This window comes from Streptomyces sp. NPDC002845 (assembly GCF_053591955.1).
In genome coordinates, this window is record NZ_JBSFUU010000001.1 from 274,793 (window position 1) to 291,174 (window position 16,382).

Here is a 16,382-nt window from a genome sequence, read left to right on the forward strand (position 1 = left end):
AGCGGGGTGTCCCTTCAGAGGGTGGGGCCGTCGCCAGGCGGCCCCACCCTCCCCTGTCCGCAAGGGCGGGGTGTTCAGGCGGGCCGGGCGGCCAGATAGCGGTTGATCCCGTCGCGGATGTAGGGCGGGATCGTGATTTCGAGGTGTTCGGGGGCGAAGAACTGGAGCTTGACGCCCTCGGCCAGCGGCAGAGAGGTCTCGTCGCCGTCCCAGGAGGCGGCGAAGAACGTGATCAGCTGGCCGGAGCCGTGCTCATCACGGATCTCGAAGAGCTCGGTCAGATCGTCGACGCTCAGGCCGGCTTCTTCGTCGAGCTCACGGACGATCGCCTCGCGGGGCTCCTCGCCCGGGTCGCAGCCGCCGCCCAGAACGCTCCAGTGATCCGGCCAGGCGATGCCGGGAAGATCATCGCGCAGGTGGAGGAGGAGTTCACCGCGGTGGTTGGTGATGATCGCGACCGCTCCGCGGGCGGTGGCCGGGGCTTCGACGGTGGTGTCCGGGTGCATCCGGACACCGTAGTGAGACAGTTGAGGATCACGCGGCAGCCCTCACCGTCTGGTCGCAGAACCAGGCGGCAGCCATGAGGGACTGCATCCGGGTGCGGTCGAACCGGCCGCCCGGCTTGAGCCCGCCCTCCAGCAGCGGCCGAAGGAAGGCCGGGGCCTCGGTGAGGGCGGTGTGGATCTGGGCGTCCGCCCAGGCCGCGAGCTTCCCGTTCAGCCAGGCGGGGACCGGGCTGGCGAAACCGAGCTTGTCCCGGTTGCCCCAGACCTCCCGGGGCAGGCCCAGGGCCTTCGCCGCGTCCCGCAGGATCCGCTTGCCCTCGGCCGGGTGACAGATTTTGTGCTCCGCGGGCAGCCGGTAGGACATCTCGACCAACTCCCGGGCCAGGTAGGGGGACCGGCGTTCCAGCGCGTAGGCGGAGGCGAGCTTGTCGCTGGTCATCACCAGCGGCCGCCAGGACGTCGCCAGGTCGGCGAGGGTCAGACTGCGGGCCAGGTCCCCGCCAGCCTTTTCCATCGCTCCCGCGATGAGGTCGCGGATGCGCCTGTCGGGGTCGGGGCCGCGCAGGACGAGCCGGGTGACCGCGTCCCCCGGGTCGACGTCCTGGCCAGCGGGGTGCGTCAGCTTGGCGGCCAGCGGCCGGTAGGCGTCCATTCCCGCAGCCAGGACGGCGTCCGGGCCGAAGAGGACCAGGGAGTGACGGACGTAGCCCATCAGTAACTCGTCCGGCCCCAGCCCGCCGACCACGACCCGCAGACCCATCTCGGCGATCTTCCGATAGGCCATGTACTCGGAGAACGTGGACGCGTTGCCCATTGGGTAGTCCAGGGCAGACATCATGTGCGGCAGCACCTTGCTGAAGTCGATGTGGTCCGGCTCGACCACCACCAGTTCGGCGCCGATATCCGCCGCGATCCGGGTCGCGATCACGGATTCGTCGAGCCGGTCCTGGCCGAGGTAGCGGACGGTGACGCAAACCGGCGGCCGCAGCAGGTAGGCCAGCACCGAGGAGTCCAGCCCGTCGGACAGCAGCAGCGCGAAGTCGCAGGCTGGAGCCCGCAGCGGAACCTGCTCGGCCAGGATCACGGAGAACTTCGCCAGGGCCTCGCTGTAGGTGCCCTCGAAGGACTGTCGGCCGGTCAGGCTCCAGTAGGCGCGCTGGTCCAGGGAGCCCGTGGCGACGTCGAAGGACAGCAAGGTCGCCGGGGCCAGCAGCTGGATCCCCTGGAACGGGGTGTCGACGCCGACCGGCGTTTCGATCGCCAGGACCTCCGGCCGCAGCACGAGCGGTGCCGTGCCGTAGCCGGTCAGGGTGGTGACCTCAGAGGCGAACGCGAGTCGGCCGCCGTCCAGACGCCAGTAAAGCGGCTTCTCCCCCAGCCGGTCCCGCGCGAGGAACAGCTTGCCGACGCGCGGGTCATAGACGGCCAGAGCGAACATGCCGTCCAGCCCGTCCAGGCACGAGGGGCCGATCTTGGCCCAGGCCCGCAGCAGGAAGTGCGCGTCCGACTCGCGGGCGCTGAGCGGGATGCCCCAAGCGGAAGCCTGCTGGCGGTAGTTGTAGATCTCGCCGTTGAACGCCAGTAGCGCCCCGGACTCGTGGTCGAGGTAAGGGCCGGGCATCGCCTGTGGGTCGACGATCAGCAGCGTGTTCATGGCCAGCACCGCCCGCCCGTCGTCGGCGGCGGCGTGCATGGTGCCGTCCGGGCCGCGGTGGGCCTGCGAGGCGCCCATGGCGCCGACCGTGCGCTCGTGCCGGACGGCGTCGGCTCCGGCCAGTCCTGCGATTCCGCACATATCTGGTTCACCCCCGAGTCAGGTGGTGCCTTGGCGACGGCCGCCGCCGGAAGGAGATCCATTCCGGTTCCGGCGGCGGCCTGGGCTCTCATCACAGCCGCCCAGCGGATGGGCGGGGAGGGCTCGCAGGGGGGCTCACAACTCGCAGACGAGGTTCACCGCGAGCCCGGAAGGCAATACCCTCGGTGACCCAACACGTGGAACGCGTACGACTCTTCGCCGCAGGCGAGTACAGACTTACGTGCTCAACTGCCTGTTCGAGTCGGCCGCGATCCCGGAGACCGGCAAGGGAGAGGTCGTGGCATCGACCACCCGCCGGACCCGTCCGCCCAACACGGACCTGGCCCGGCTCATCGAAGCCTGCGGCGCGAGCCACAAGTCCCTGGCTCTGCGCGTCAACCAGCTCGCCCATGCTGCCGGGATGGAGACGGACTATTCACATACTTCGGTGGCGAACTGGTGCCGCCGCGGGATGACGCCGAAATGGCCGGTCCCGAAGCTGTTGTCGCAGGCCATCGGCGAGAGGCTCGGGCGGCCCGTCAACCTGGGCGAGATCGGTATGGGTGAGGCGGAGACAATCGATGCGGATGTGGGGTTGGATTTCCCGCGAGACCCCGCCGACGCCGTCCGCGTCGCCACTTCGTTCTGGAGCTCCGTGAACCGCCGCGACTTCCTGGCCGGATCCGGCTTCGCCGCCTCCGCCTACACCACCCCCGTCACCAGATGGCTCGTCACCCCCGCCGACGAGACCGCCGACCATAGCGGCGGCCAGCAAGTCGGCCGGGCCGACCTCGATGAACTGCGCGAGGCCGCCGACGACGCTCGCCGCTGGGACTCCAAATACGGCGGTGGGAACTGGAAGGCCAACTCCGTCACCGACTGCCTCGACCACCGAGCGGGCCCGCTGCTGCAAGGCAGCTTCTCCGACGAGGTCGGCCGCGAACTCTTCTCCGTGACCGCCGAGTTGTCCCGGCTCGCCGGGTGGACAGCCTTCGACGTCGGCGAGCACGATGCCGCCCAGCGGCACTTCATCCAGGCCCTCCGTCTCGCCCGTGCGGGCGGCGACGTGCAGCTTGGCTGCTATGTGCTGACCACCATGGCCATGCAGACGCTGATGCGGGGCTTTGCCTCCGAGGCCGTCGACATGGCCCAGGGCGCCTTCGAGCGGGCCAAGGGCCAGGCCGTGCCCCGCGTGCTGGCGTTCACCAAGCTCATCGAGGCCCGTGCTCACGCCCGTGAGAACGATCCCAGAGCCGCCTCCAGGGCCCTGAAAGCCTCCGAGGGCCTTCTGGGCCAGGCGAAGGACGACAGTGGCGACGAGCCTGCCTGGATCGACTTCTATCACCATGCCCGCCTCTCTGCGGACGCCGCCGAGGTCTTCCGCGACCTGAAGAACCCCAAGGCCGCCCTGGCCTGGAACAAGCAGGCCGCCGCGATGCCGCCGGGCGTGTTCACTCGCTCCGTCGGCATGCGGCTCGCCATCGTCGGGACCGCCCACCTCCAGGCCCGCGACCTCGACCACGGCCTCGAACTGGGCAACAGGTCCGTCGACATCCTCGCCCGCGTCCAGTCGAGCCGGGCCAAGGACTACGTCCGCGAGTTCAACGCGGCCCTGGCCCCCTGGCGGCGTGAACCTGCCGTTCGCGAGTTCGTCCAACGGACGCGGAAGGAACTCGGCGTCGCTGCGTGACCCCGGAGCCCGGGACGGCCCGGTGGGCCGGAACCGTTCAGGCGGTCGGTGGGCGGAGCGGGATGACGTTGTCGAGGATCGGGCCGGGTTCGGGTGACACGCCCTTCTCGGCCCGGCCTGCTGGAGGCCAACCTCGCCGACGTGCTGATGCGGCTAGGTGACACTGGCCCGGCCCAGGAGTACGCGGCCGAGGCGGTCGCCACACAAGACCCACGAGCGGGGCCGTGTCCACCGCCTCGTCACCCTCACTGACATCCAACTGCGGGCCGGGGAAGCCGGGCAGGCGGCGGCCACCGCGTACACCCTGTGGATTCCGCGGTAGCGCGCACCGTGTGCTGGGGTGGCCTCGTATCCGACGAGAGGTAGAAGCGTGTCCGTGTGGCGGAATCTCGGCGAGCGTACCGTGTACGAGAACCGGTGGGTGAAGGTCGCGATGGCGGATGTCGAGCTGCCCGACGGCCGGCACCTGGACCACACCGTGATCCGACTGCGCCCGGTCGCGGTGGCCACCGTCGTCAACGAGGCAAACGAGGCACTCCTGCTGTGGCGGCACCGGTTCATCACCGATGCCTGGGGGTGGGAGTTGCCCTCGGGCGGTACGGGTGAGGGCGAGGATCCGGCTGAGGCTGCGGCAAGGGAGTTCGAGGAGGAGACAGGGTGGCGCCCGGGCCCGATGCGGCCGCTGCTGTCGGTCGATCCCATGCCGGGGATCTCGACGAGCCACCACCGCGTGTACTGGTCGGACCAGGCCGAGCATGTTGGTGAACCCCGCGACGGGTTCGAGTCCGAGCGCCGCGAGTGGGTGCCGCTGGAGAAGGTGCCCGAGCTAGTGGCACGCGGCGAGATCCGCTCGGCGAATGCCGTTGCGGCGTTGCTGATGCTGCACCACCTGCGGCGGAGCTGAGCACCGCACTCGCATGAGTGGTGGGTGCGGGAACTGGATGACTGCCTCTGCCGCTGGTCGACGATGGTCAGTGCTCGTGCTCGTTGAAGTCCGGGACCTGTCCCGGCAGTTCACGGAGGCTCTCGGCCCTGAAGGTCGGGAGCTTCGCCGCTTCCTCATAGCCAGATCTGCTGCCTCTCGATCGGCTCGGCGAGCCAGCAACCAGCAGCACTCTGCCTGGAGTCAGCGTCGTGGCAATGTACGGTCAAGCCGCAGACGTGTGCGGCAGGAGGGGAGCAGCGTGCGCAACCGGTTACGCGGAGCCGTCCCGGTGTCGGCTGTGGTCCTGCTCGGGCTGGCCGTGTGGCCCTCAGTCGAGGCGCTGAAGAGCAACGAGCCCGGCGTCACGGTCCACAACGACCCGCCGGAGGAGAGGGCCGAGTTCCGTGAGGCGCTGCGGTATCGGGAGGAGACCGGTAAGTGGCCGTGCCCCGAGAGTGGGCGCCCGCCGCAGCAGGAGCAGGAGCAGGTACAGGTGCAGGAAGGCGTGTCGGATCTGGTGTACCGCGCCGGACCGGACGACTACGACTGCCCGGCGCAGGACGGCCAGCGGTAGGCAGGGTCCGGCTTCCGTGGCCGGGCCCTGCCTCCGATTGGTCAGCTGGGGCGGTCATGCTGCGCAATGCGTCGGACGTGGGTGTTCGTCTGCTGCCCGAAGGCGACGGTTTCGCGCGGCTCAGATACCCGCCGCTTGCGCAAGGTCGCGCTTGATCGTTGCCAGCAGTTCCGTCGCCTTCGCGCGAGCCCCGGGAAGGTCGCCGTGCGTGGCCACGGGGACCACGACCTCCAGGTAGCACTTGAGCTTGGGCTCCGTGCCGCTGGGGCGGACGATCACGCGGGCGCCGTCCAGGGTGTAGCGGAGGCCGTCCGTGGGCGGGAGCGTGGCTGTGCCCTGGGTGAGGTCCTCGGCCTTGGTGATCGTGAGGCCGGCCAGGTGGGTCGGGGGCTGTTCGCGCAGGCGGTGCATGGCGGTCGTGATGAGGGAGAGGTCCTGGACGCGGACCGAGAGCTGGTCCGTGGCGTGCAGGCCGTGTTCCAGCGCGATGTCGTCGAGGAGGTCGAGGAGGGTGCGGTTCTCGGCCTTCAGCTGTGACGCCAGCTCCGTGATCAGGAGCGCCGCCGTGATGCCGTCCTTGTCGCGTACGCCCTCGGGGTCCACGCAGTAGCCGAGGGCCTCTTCGTAGCCGTAGCGCAGGCCCTCGACGCGGGCGATCCACTTGAAGCCGGTGAGGGTCTCCTCGTAGGGGAGGTTCGCCTTCTCGGCGATACGGCCGAGGAGGGAGGAGGAGACGATGGATTCCGCGAAGGTGCCGGTCGCTCCGCGGTGGACCAGGTGGGTGGCGAGGAGGGCGCCGACCTCGTCGCCGCGGAGCATGCGCCAGGTGCCGTTGTCCTTGACCGCCACGGCGCAGCGGTCGGCGTCCGGGTCGTTGGCGATGATCAGGTCGGGGGTCGTTTCGCGGGCCTTCGCGTAGGCGAGGTCCATGGCTCCCGGCTCTTCCGGGTTGGGGAAGGCCACGGTCGGGAAGTCCGGGTCGGGGTCCGCCTGTTCGGTGACCAGGGCCGGTTCCGGGAAGCCGGCGCGGGCGAAGGCGGCGAGGAGGGTGTCCTTGCCGACGCCGTGCATCGCCGTGTAGACGGTGCGGGCGGTTCGGGGGGAGCCGGGCGACAGGACGGCGTCCGTGCGGGCCAGGTAGGCGTTGAGGACGCTGTCGTCGAGGGTTTCCCAGCCGGTGGTGGGGCGGGGGACGTCGTCGAAGGTGCGTACGGCGTCGATCTCGGCGGCGATCTCGGTGTCCGCCGGGGGCACGATCTGGGAGCCGTCGCCGAGGTAGACCTTGTAGCCGTTGTCACGGGGCGGGTTGTGGCTGGCCGTGACCTCCACGCCTGCCGCGGCGCCGAGGTGCCTTATGGCGTAGGCCAGGACGGGGGTGGGGAGGGGGCGGGGGAGGACGGCCGCGCGCAGGCCCGCGCCGACCATGACCGCGGCGGTGTCCAGGGCGAAGTCCGTGGACTTGTGACGGGCGTCGTAGCCGATGACGACGAGGCCGTCGGTCTGGCCCTTCTTCTTCAGGTACGCGGCGAGGCCGGCGGCGGCGCGGATGACCACCGAGCGGTTCATGCGCATCGGGCCGGCGCCGAGTTCGCCCCGCAGGCCCGCGGTGCCGAACTGGAGGGTGCCGCTGAAGCGCGCGGCGAGCTCTGTGACGTCCTCGGCGTCGATGAGCTTGGCGAGTTCCTCACGGGTTTCCGCGTCGGGGTCCTCGGCCAGCCACGCCTTGGCCCGTGCGATGAGTTCGTCCTGCACGTCGGGTCAACCTCTCTGTGTGTGTCGGGCGGGTGCCGCTGGGGGCGGGTGCGGTTTGCGCTCGGCGCCTGGGGTTTGTGTGGCGGTGGTCGTGGGGCGGCTTTCCGCCGGTGGTCGGCGCCTGCGGTTCGGTGTGGGTCGGGGGCGCGCCGGGGGCCTCCGTCCTCGGTCTGACGCGACTTGGGTGGGGTTTCAAGGGGCGGCTTTTGTCGTCGCGACATCCGCTGCGGGCGGACACCCCCGACCCACCCCCTTCCGTACGTACGCGGCTGCCGGGCTGCCGGGCTGCCGGGCTGTCGGGCGTGGCGGGCAGGCCCGGGCTTGTCAGCCCAGCGTAAGCATCGCGCGACCGTCCGGCCCTGGTCCGCAACGCCTCAACGGGGTCTAGGAGGCGGAGGCCCTGATGATCAGGCGTCACCGGGAGCAGGCAGGCATGGGTGGCCCGGCGGAACCTAGAGGCGGTTCAGGACCTCGGTCAGGAGGGCGCCCATGCGGGTGGCGGAGTCGCGGCCGGCCTGGAGGACCTCCTCGTGGTTGAGGGGCTCGCCGGTCATGCCGGCGGCGAGGTTGGTGACGAGGGAGATGCCCAGCACCTCCGCGCCGGCCTCGCGGGCGGCGATGGCTTCGAGGACCGTCGACATGCCGACCAGGTCCGCCCCGATGACGCGGGCCATGCGGATCTCGGCCGGGGTCTCGTAGTGGGGGCCGGTGAACTGGGCGTAGACGCCCTCCTGGAGGGTGGGGTCGACCTCCTTGCAGAGGGCCCGGAGCCGGGGGGAGTAGAGGTCCGTGAGGTCCACGAAGTTCGCGCCGACGATGGGGGACGTCGCGGTGAGGTTGATGTGGTCGCTGATCAGGACGGGCTGGCCGGGGCGCATGTCCTCGCGGAGGCCGCCGCAGCCGTTGGTCAGGACGATGGTCTTGCTGCCCGCGGCCACGGCGGTGCGGACACCGTGCGCGACGGCGGCCACGCCGCGGCCCTCGTAGTAGTGCGTGCGGCCCAGGAAGACGAGCGCGCGCTTGTCACCGATGCGGTACGAGCGGATCTTGCCGCCGTGCCCCTCGACCGCCGGCGGCGGGAAACCGGGCAGCTCGGTGACCTGGAACTCGGCCTCGGGGTCGCCGAGGGCGTCGACGGCCGGAGCCCAGCCGGAGCCCATCACGAGGGCGACGTCGTGGGTCTCGGCGCCCGTGAGTTCCCGCAGGCGCGCGGCGGCGGCGTCGGCGGCGGCGTGGGGGTCGCCCTGGATGTCGTCCGGAAGAAGAGATGCGTTCACGCGACTGAGGGTAGCCGGTCCTGGCCTACGCGCGTAGATGGGTTTGGTCACGGCATTGTGATCGTTGCCTTGTCGTTTTCCGACGGACAGGGGGCGCGACGATGCCGGTGGCGATCAGTCCACTTCGGTGATGAGGACGTCCTTGTCGTCGAAGACCTCGACGATGAAGATCAGCAGGCGGCCCCGGCTGATCGTGTATTCCACGAGGATGTTCTGGGTGATCCGAATCGTGCGGTCGTCCCCGGTGGAGCCTATGGGACGTGAGACCGGGAGGAAGGGGTCGCGGGCGAGCATGGCCATGCCCTTGTCGAACGCGGTGCGCAACGGATCGTCGAGACGGTCGCGGGCCGCGGCGGCCTGCACCGTGTAATAGACGTCGTACGTAGAAATGGGGGCCATTCGCTCTTCTCGCTCTTCCAATCGTGCGGCGATCCCCTCAAGTCTAGGGCCGGGTGTCGTCAGCACGGCCTCTTCCGCAGCTCCATCACGTAATCGTGTGGCGCCCCCGCCGAGTCGGCGGCGTCGGCGATCTCGCCGAGGTAGCGGGCCGAGGGCAGGCCGCCCTCGTAGGCGTTCAGGACGTACACCCAGGCCGATTCCTCACCCTCAAGGGTGTGTACGCGAACGCGCATCCGGCGGTAGATGTCGAGGGCCACGCCCTCCCAGCGGTCCATGGCGTCCTCGTCCATGGGGGCGATCTCGTACAGCGCGACGAAGACCTGTGAACCCGGGGCCTCGACGATGGTCGCGAGGGCGCCCTCCCAGCCCATGTGCTCGCCGCCGAAGGTCAGCCGCCACCCGTTCAGCCAGCCGGTGGCGCGCAGCGGCGAGTGAGGGGCGCGGCGGGACATCAGCCGCGCGTCGAGATTGCCGGCGTACGCGGCGTAGAGCGACATGGGGAGAGAGTACGGCAGGCGGCACGCGCGTCACTCCGGTAACGGCGGGGCCACGGCCGGGCCCCCGGGGCGGGCGTACCCGGGCGCGTGCGGGACAATGGGGTACGTGACTCGGATCGTGATCATCGGTGGCGGACCCGGCGGATACGAAGCGGCGCTGGTGGCGGCGCAACTCGGCGCGGAGGTGACCGTCGTCGACTGCGACGGTCTGGGCGGGGCGTCGGTGCTGACCGACTGCGTGCCGTCGAAGACTCTGATTGCCACGGCCGAGGTGATGACCACCTTCGACTCCTCGTACGAGGAGCTGGGGATCATCGTCGCCGACGACACCCCTCACATCGACACTCCCGCGCGGGTGGTGGGCGTCGATCTCGGCAAGGTCAACCGGCGTGTGAAGCGGCTCGCCCTTGCCCAGTCGCACGACATCACGGCTTCTGTGACGCGTGCCGGTGCGCGGGTCATGCGGGGGCGCGGGCGGCTCGACGGGCAGCAGGGGCTGGACGGGTCACGGAAGGTCGTCGTGCGGGCGGCCGATGGGAGTGAGGAGACCCTCGTCGCCGACGCTGTCCTCATCGCGACGGGTGGGCATCCTCGCGAGCTGCCCGACGCCCAGCCCGACGGGGAGCGGATTCTCAACTGGACCCAGGTGTACGACCTCGATGAACTGCCCGAAGAGCTGATCGTCGTCGGGTCCGGTGTCACCGGTGCCGAGTTCGCCGGTGCCTATCAGGCGCTCGGGTCGCGGGTCACGCTCGTGTCCAGCCGGGACCGGGTGCTGCCGGGCGAGGACCCGGACGCCGCCGGCGTGCTGGAGGACGTTTTCCGGCGGCGCGGCATGAACGTCATGGCCCGGTCGCGGGCCCAGTCCGCCAAGCGCGTCGGTGACCGGGTCGAGGTCACGCTCTCCGACGGACGGGTCATCAGCGGTACGCACTGTCTGATGGCCGTCGGCGCCATTCCCAACACCGAGGGCATGGGGCTGGAGGAGGCCGGGGTCAAGCTCAAGGAGTCCGGGCACATCTGGACCGACAAGGTGTCCAGGACCTCGGCTCCGGGCGTGTACGCCGCCGGTGACGTGACGGGCGTGTTCGCGCTCGCCTCCGTGGCCGCCATGCAGGGGCGTATCGCCATGTATCACTTCCTCGGCGATGCCGTGACTCCGCTGAACCTGAAGACCGTGTCGTCGAACGTCTTCACCGACCCCGAGATCGCCACCGTCGGCTACAGCCAGGCCGACGTGGACGGCGGGGCCATCGACGCCCGGGTCGTGAAGCTGCCGCTGCTGCGCAACCCGCGCGCGAAGATGCAGGGCATCCGGGACGGGTTCGTGAAGATCTTCTGCCGGCCCGGCACGGGGATCGTCGTGGGCGGTGTCGTCGTGGCGCCGCGTGCCTCGGAACTCATCCACCCCATCTCGATCGCGGTCGACAACAACCTGACCGTCGAACAGATCGCGAACGCCTTCACCGTGTACCCGTCCCTTTCGGGCTCGATCGCCGAGGTGGCGCGGCAGTTGCACACACGGAAGTCCGGCGGCGAGTTCTGATCCGCCGTTGATCGGTTCCGGCCGACTCCCCGCTGTTCACGGGGAGTTGTCGGGTGTGCGTACGGCCTGGGCGGCGCGAGGAGGTCCGTATACCACTTCGGAACCCTCTGTGCGAACAACTTCTGCTATTCGGCGCAAACTGCTGAAAGCAGACGGTCGTCCGGGTTACTGTCAGTTTCGTGTTCGCTGCTGAACGTCGTCAATTGATCCTCGAAATGGTGCGAGCGAACGGGGCCGTGTCGCTCCGTGAGCTCGCCCGCGTCGTCCAGACCTCCGAAGTGACCGTACGGCGGGACGTGCGCGCGCTGGAGGCAGAAGGACTCCTCGACCGCCGACACGGCGGTGCGGTACTGCCGGGCGGGTTCACGCGGGAGTCCGGCTTTCCGCAGAAGTCTCATCTCGCGACCGCCGAGAAGACGGCCATCGCCGACCTCGCCGCGAGCTTCGTCGAAGAGGGCGAGGCCATCGTGGTCGGGGCGGGTACCACCACGCAGGAGCTGGCTCGCCGGCTCGCGCGGGTGCCCGGGCTGACCGTCGTCACCAACTCCCTGTTGGTGGCCCAGGCGTTGGCCCACGCCAACCGGGTGGAAGTGGTGATGACCGGCGGTACGCTCCGCGGTTCGAACTACGCCCTCGTCGGGAGTGGCGCAGAGCAGTCCCTCCAGGGGCTCAGGGTCTCCCGGGCCTTCCTCTCCGGGAGCGGGCTGACCGCCGAGCGCGGGCTGTCCACGTCCAACATGCTGTCCGCGTCCGTCGACCGGGCGCTCGTCCAGGCGGCGGCCGAGGTCGTCGTCCTCGCCGATCACACCAAGCTCGGGTCGGACACCATGTTCCAGACCGTGCCGACCGATGTGATCACCCGGCTGGTGACCGATGAGCCGTCCGCCCACGACGACCGTGCGGTGACTGAGCTTCAGGCCCTGGCGGACCAGGGGGTTCAGATCGCGGTCGCGGGGGCGTCCGGCGGTGCGGGAAGTGATCCTGTCCCGGCGCGCCAGCAGCGCCGGGACGTCCCGCTGCCGAGCCCGCGCCGGGGGCAGGTGCCGCCCGGTGGGCCGCAGTTGCGCACGGCCCAGCTGCTGGGGGACCAGCCGCCGGGGACGGAGCGGGCGAGGGTGGCGGACATCCGCCGTCGCTGACCGGGGCGGCGGGGCGGCTGGGCGGCCGGTTACGGCTTCAGGCCTCTGACCGTCAGGGCCAGGAGGCGGTCGGCCAGGTCCGGGGTGTCGGGGGTTTCCTCCGCCGCCAGGGCGATCGCGTTGGTGAGCTGGAGCAGGTCGCCGATGGAGACGTCCGGGCGTACGGTGCCCGCCTCCTGAGCGCGGGTCAGCAGGGCGCTGCCCGCCCGGCGGAGGGGGTCGCTGCATCGGGCCAGAGGCGAACCGGTGTCGTACGACGCGGAGTCGGCGTACGACACGGACATCAGCGCCCGCGCCAGCCCGCGGTACTCGCTCGCGTGCGTGATGATCTCGCGCAGCCAGGTGACGAGCGCGGTGCACGGCTGCGGGTCGTCCAGCAGTTCGCGGGAGCGGGCCAGGAGATCGGCCGCCGCCTCCTCGAAGACCGCGCTCACCAGGGCCTGGCGGTGGGGGAAGTGGCGGTAGAGGGTACCGATGCCCACGCCGGCGCGCTTCGCCACGTCCTCCAGGGACGCGTCCGTGCCGTGCGCGGCGAAGGCGGCGCGGGCCGCTACGAGCAGCCGCTCGTGGTTGCGCCGCGCGTCGGCCCGCATCGGGCGGGGAGGCGTTGTTGTCACGGACCCATTCTCGCCGCTCGGGGCAGAGCGTGTCGCATGGTCCGACGGTCACTCCGGCGGTCTTGGCGGTCCGACGGTCACTCCGGCGGTACGACGGTGATGATGACGTTGCCGGTCTTCCGGCCGGTCTCGACGTACCGGTAGGCGTCGACGATCTCGTCCAGCGGGTACCGCCGGTCGATGACCGGCCTGAACTTCCCGGACTCGATCAGCTCCCGGAGGTGCAGCACCATCTCCTGGCCGTCCTGCGGGAAAGGGAACTTCACCTTCCTGCCTCGGAACAGCGGTGTGACGAGCGGCAGGAGCAGGTTCTGCGACCAGGGGCCGAGGTCCGAGGACAGGTACAGCCCGCCGGGTTTCAGCAGCCGTCTGCAGCGGCCGAACGTGCTCTTGCCGACCGCGTCGAACACCGCGTCGTAGCGCTGCTCGTCCCTCGTGAAGTCCCCGGCCGTGTAGTCGACGACCCGGTCGGCGCCCAGGCCCTTCACCAGCTCCAGGCGCTCCGTGTCGCACACCGCGGTCACGGTGGCGCCGACGCTCTTCAGGAGCTGCACCGCCGCCGAACCGATGGCACCGGTCGCGCCGTACACGAGGACGTCCTGCCCCGCCCGGACGCGCGCCGTCCTGAGGAACGCCAGCGCGTAGTGCGAGCCCTCGGTCCCGGGAGCCGCCTGTTCGAAGGTCACGCCCGCCGGGAGCGTCGCGATCGAGCCGCCCTGCGGAACCGACAGGTACTCGGCGTGGGTCCCGAACGCGCCCTCGTTGTACCCGAACACCCGGTCACCGACCGCGAACGAAGTGACCCCGCCGCCGACCGCCTCCACCACTCCCGCGAACTCGGTCCCCAGCACCGTCCGCCGAGGCCGGGCCAGCCCCGTGAACGTACGCACGAAGAAGGGCTTGGCCGCCCGGTAGGCGCAGTCCGTGCGGTTGACCGTCGTGGCGTGGACCCTGACAAGAACGTCCTCGTGCCCGACCGAGGGCCTGTCCACCTCGGCGATCCGGACCACGTCCGGCGGGCCGTAACTGGTGTGCACCGCGGCCTTCATGGGCGAACCACAGCCAGAAGCCGTGCGAACTCTGTCATCTCGGTCTCCGGGTCCACCACGGGCTGGATCACGAGCTCGTCGACCCCCGACTTCTCCAGCTCGTTGATCCGCTCGGTGAGCTCGTCCGCGGTGCCTACCAGGCCGAATCTGTCCACCAGGGAGGGCACGATGAGTTCGCGGTCCTCGGGGGACAGCCGGCCGAGGTAGTTGTGGTAGAGGGCTTGGTGAAGGCGGGGATCGGTGGGGGTGGTGCCGCGCAACCGGAGCAGACGGTCGACCGCGGCGGCCTCCTCCTGGGTGAGGGCCGCGCGGAAGGCCGGGTTCTCCGCGCCGAGGATCAGTGCGCTCAGCGCGATGTGCCCCACCGAGTCCTTGACGGGATCGCCGTAGCGGTCCTCGCCGTCGGCGAGGAGATGCAGTGAGGTCATGAGATACGAACGTGTCTTCTCGGCGCGGCCCGCGTCCTGCGCGGCGGTCCGCCGGGCCTGGCCGAGGGCGGACCAGGCCGCCGGGTCGTGCATGCCGAAGGAGATAAGTCCCGCACCGAGCCGACCGGCGATCGCGGACGCCTTCAGGCCGAACGCCGCGACGACGAACTCCACGGGATCCTCGGTGTTGACGTACGGACCGACGTGCAGGAAGCGCACCCTGCTGGACCGCGTGCCCTCTCGGTAGTCCGTCTCGCGGCCCGCGGTGAGGTCCTGCAGGGCGGCCGTGAACGACTCCAGCTCCGCCATCTTCGTGGGCCGCATGCCGAGCGTACGGCGTGCGGTGTTGCCGGTGCCGACCCCGCAGACGATACGGCCGGGGGCGAGGGCGTTGAGGCTGCTGACGCCCGCCGCCGCGGCGGGCGCGGAACGCAGGGCCGGTGAGGTGACACCGATGCCGAGTCTGATCCGGTGCGTTGCCTTGGCGCAGAGCGTGAGACCGATGAACGGATCGCCGTTGACCATCGGCGAGTCGTACACCCAGAAACTGTCGAAACCGAGTTCTTCCGCGCGGGCGGCGAACCGCTCCACACCCGGCCGTGCCGTCATGACGATGCCGGTCCGCATGGCCACTCTCCCCGTCTTCTCGTCGTCGAGTGAGGTGCTGAGCCGTCGTGCCGAACGGCCGGAGTCCGGAAAACCGGTACCGCGTGGCACAGCATGATGATTATGGTCTCGGCACTGGACTGGTGTCGTCGTGTTCGCACCATCCGCGCGGACGAGAGGGCAGGGCTGGGACGATGCTGAACGCCGTACTGCGGGGAGTGACCCTGGATTGCGCCGACCCGAAGGCACTGGCCCGCTTCTACGCGGAGCTGACGGGCATGCAGGTGTCCTACAGCGTCGACGAGTTCGTCGCCCTGACCGGCGCCCCCAACTGTGATCTGGGCTTCCAGCGGGTCGACGGCTACCGGGCCCCGCAGTGGCCGGGGCAGGACGTGCCCCAGCAGTTCCACCTCGACTTCCAGGTCGAGGACATCGGCGAGGCGGAGAAACTGGCACTGCGACTCGGCGCGGTGAGGCCGGACCACCAGCCCGGTGACGAGCGGTGGCGGGTGCTCCTGGATCCGGCGGGACACCCGTTCTGCCTGAGCCCCGGCTGACCGGGAACCGGGCGGAACCGAGCGCCCGGCGACGGGTTGCTCCAGGTCGCCGGGCGCTGGGGATGTCGTACGGCCGGAAAGCCGGCCCTTGTCTCAGTCCTTGATCTCGCAGATGGGGGCGCCGGAGGTGACGGAGGCGCCGACCTCGGCGGCCAGGCCCTTGACGGTGCCGGAGCGGTGCGCGTTGAGGGGCTGTTCCATCTTCATGGCCTCCAGGACGACGACGAGGTCGCCCTCCTTGACCTCCTGGCCCTCCTCGACGGCGATCTTCACGATGGTGCCCTGCATCGGGGAGGCGAGGGTGTCGCCGGAGGCGGCGGGGCCGGACTTCTTCGCCGCGCGGCGCTTGGGCTTGGCCCCGGCGGCCAGGCCGGTGCGGGCCAGCGACATGCCCAGCGAGGAGGGCAGGGAGACCTCCAGGCGCTTGCCGCCGACCTCGACGACGACCGTCTCCCGGCCAGGCTCGTCCTCGGTGTCCGGCTCGGCGGGGGCCGCGAACGGTGTGATCTCGTTGACGAACTCGGTCTCGATCCAGCGGGTGTGGACCGTGAACGGGTCCGAGGTGAACGCCGGGTCCTCGACGACCGCGCGGTGGAACGGGATGGCGGTGGCCATGCCCTCCACGGTGAACTCGGCCAGCGCGCGGGCGGCGCGCTGCAGTGCCTGCTCGCGGGTGGCGCCGGTGATGATCAGCTTGGCCAGCAGGGAGTCCCAGGCCGGGCCGATCACGCTGCCGGACTCCACGCCCGCGTCCAGGCGCACGCCGGGGCCGGACGGCGGGGTGAACGTGGTGACCGTGCCCGGGGCGGGCAGGAAGCCCCGGCCGGGGTCCTCGCCGTTGATGCGGAACTCGAAGGAGTGGCCGCGCAGCGGCGGGTCCTCGTAGCCGAGCTCTTCGCCGTCGGCGATGCGGAACATCTCGCGCACCAGGTCGATGCCGGTGACCTCCTCGGTGACCGGGTGCTCGACCTGGAGGCGGGTGTTGACCTCCAGGAAGGAGATCGTGCCGTCCAGGCCGACGAGGA

The 16,382-nt window shown here is 70.4% G+C and carries 16 protein-coding genes; 6 read left to right on the plus strand and 10 right to left on the minus strand.

What is annotated here, in order from left to right:
* Positions 1–74 precede the first annotated feature (74 nt).
* Both ACWD3C_RS01200 and ACWD3C_RS01205 read right to left on the minus strand, forming a co-directional pair.
* Entirely contained in the window at positions 75–506 is a 432-nt protein-coding gene (locus tag ACWD3C_RS01200; RefSeq protein WP_451138712.1) for an NUDIX domain-containing protein, read from the minus strand.
* Between the two features lie 28 nt (positions 507–534).
* Entirely contained in the window at positions 535–2,301 is a 1,767-nt protein-coding gene (locus ACWD3C_RS01205) for an asparagine synthetase B family protein (RefSeq protein WP_451138714.1), read from the minus strand.
* 298 nt (positions 2,302–2,599) lie between these two features.
* Between ACWD3C_RS01205 and ACWD3C_RS01210 the strand changes: the two genes are divergently transcribed.
* From ACWD3C_RS01210 to ACWD3C_RS01220, 3 genes are all read left to right on the plus strand, one after another.
* Positions 2,600–3,991 carry a sporulation protein gene (locus ACWD3C_RS01210; RefSeq protein WP_451138716.1) on the plus strand — a complete coding sequence of 464 codons (1,392 nt, stop codon included), beginning with the start codon at positions 2,600–2,602 and terminating at the stop codon, positions 3,989–3,991.
* Between the two features lie 370 nt (positions 3,992–4,361).
* Positions 4,362–4,895, plus strand: coding sequence for an NUDIX domain-containing protein (locus ACWD3C_RS01215; protein WP_451138718.1), 534 nt, complete (start codon positions 4,362–4,364; stop codon positions 4,893–4,895).
* Between the two features lie 280 nt (positions 4,896–5,175).
* Complete coding sequence (locus ACWD3C_RS01220) at positions 5,176–5,490, plus strand: hypothetical protein (protein ID WP_451138720.1); 315 nt, start codon at positions 5,176–5,178, stop codon at positions 5,488–5,490.
* Positions 5,491–5,610: 120 nt separating this feature from the next.
* Here ACWD3C_RS01220 and ACWD3C_RS01225 read toward each other — a convergent pair whose 3' ends face one another.
* The 4 genes from ACWD3C_RS01225 to ACWD3C_RS01240 form a co-directional block, all read right to left on the minus strand.
* Positions 5,611–7,242, minus strand: coding sequence for a phospho-sugar mutase (locus tag ACWD3C_RS01225; protein ID WP_451138722.1), 1,632 nt, complete (start codon positions 7,240–7,242; stop codon positions 5,611–5,613).
* A 452-nt stretch (positions 7,243–7,694) separates the two neighbouring features.
* Positions 7,695–8,519: a purine-nucleoside phosphorylase gene (locus ACWD3C_RS01230; protein WP_451138724.1), complete on the minus strand. Its 825-nt coding sequence runs from the start codon at positions 8,517–8,519 to the stop codon at positions 7,695–7,697.
* Between the two features lie 114 nt (positions 8,520–8,633).
* The gene (locus ACWD3C_RS01235) at positions 8,634–8,918 is read right to left on the minus strand and encodes a type II toxin-antitoxin system RelE family toxin (RefSeq protein WP_451138726.1); all 285 of its coding nucleotides are present in this window, start codon (positions 8,916–8,918) and stop codon (positions 8,634–8,636) included.
* A 59-nt stretch (positions 8,919–8,977) separates the two neighbouring features.
* A complete protein-coding gene (locus ACWD3C_RS01240; RefSeq protein ID WP_451138728.1) occupies positions 8,978–9,415 on the minus strand; it encodes a gamma-glutamylcyclotransferase in 438 nt (145 codons plus the stop codon).
* Between the two features lie 97 nt (positions 9,416–9,512).
* On the opposite strand from ACWD3C_RS01240, the gene ACWD3C_RS01245 reads away from it, so the two are divergent.
* Both ACWD3C_RS01245 and ACWD3C_RS01250 read left to right on the plus strand, forming a co-directional pair.
* Positions 9,513–10,961 carry an NAD(P)H-quinone dehydrogenase gene (locus tag ACWD3C_RS01245; protein WP_451138730.1) on the plus strand — a complete coding sequence of 483 codons (1,449 nt, stop codon included), beginning with the start codon at positions 9,513–9,515 and terminating at the stop codon, positions 10,959–10,961.
* 179 nt (positions 10,962–11,140) lie between these two features.
* Positions 11,141–12,100, plus strand: a complete 960-nt coding sequence (locus ACWD3C_RS01250; RefSeq protein WP_451138732.1) for a DeoR/GlpR family DNA-binding transcription regulator — start codon at positions 11,141–11,143, stop codon at positions 12,098–12,100.
* Positions 12,101–12,129: 29 nt separating this feature from the next.
* On the opposite strand, the gene ACWD3C_RS01255 is transcribed toward ACWD3C_RS01250, so the two are convergent.
* From ACWD3C_RS01255 to ACWD3C_RS01265, 3 genes are all read right to left on the minus strand, one after another.
* Entirely contained in the window at positions 12,130–12,693 is a 564-nt protein-coding gene (locus ACWD3C_RS01255; RefSeq protein ID WP_451138780.1) for a TetR/AcrR family transcriptional regulator, read from the minus strand.
* A 101-nt stretch (positions 12,694–12,794) separates the two neighbouring features.
* Positions 12,795–13,766, minus strand: coding sequence for an NAD(P)-dependent alcohol dehydrogenase (locus ACWD3C_RS01260; protein WP_451138734.1), 972 nt, complete (start codon positions 13,764–13,766; stop codon positions 12,795–12,797).
* Positions 13,763–14,821: an LLM class flavin-dependent oxidoreductase gene (locus ACWD3C_RS01265; protein ID WP_451138736.1), complete on the minus strand. Its 1,059-nt coding sequence runs from the start codon at positions 14,819–14,821 to the stop codon at positions 13,763–13,765. Before ACWD3C_RS01265 ends, ACWD3C_RS01260 begins: the two co-directional genes overlap by 4 nt.
* A 173-nt stretch (positions 14,822–14,994) precedes the next feature.
* Between ACWD3C_RS01265 and ACWD3C_RS01270 the strand changes: the two genes are divergently transcribed.
* Positions 14,995–15,357, plus strand: coding sequence for a VOC family protein (locus ACWD3C_RS01270; protein ID WP_451138738.1), 363 nt, complete (start codon positions 14,995–14,997; stop codon positions 15,355–15,357).
* A gap of 93 nt (positions 15,358–15,450) precedes the next feature.
* Here ACWD3C_RS01270 and ACWD3C_RS01275 read toward each other — a convergent pair.
* On the minus strand, positions 15,451–16,382 hold a 932-nt coding region (locus tag ACWD3C_RS01275; RefSeq protein ID WP_451138740.1), incomplete at its 5' end, for a biotin/lipoyl-containing protein.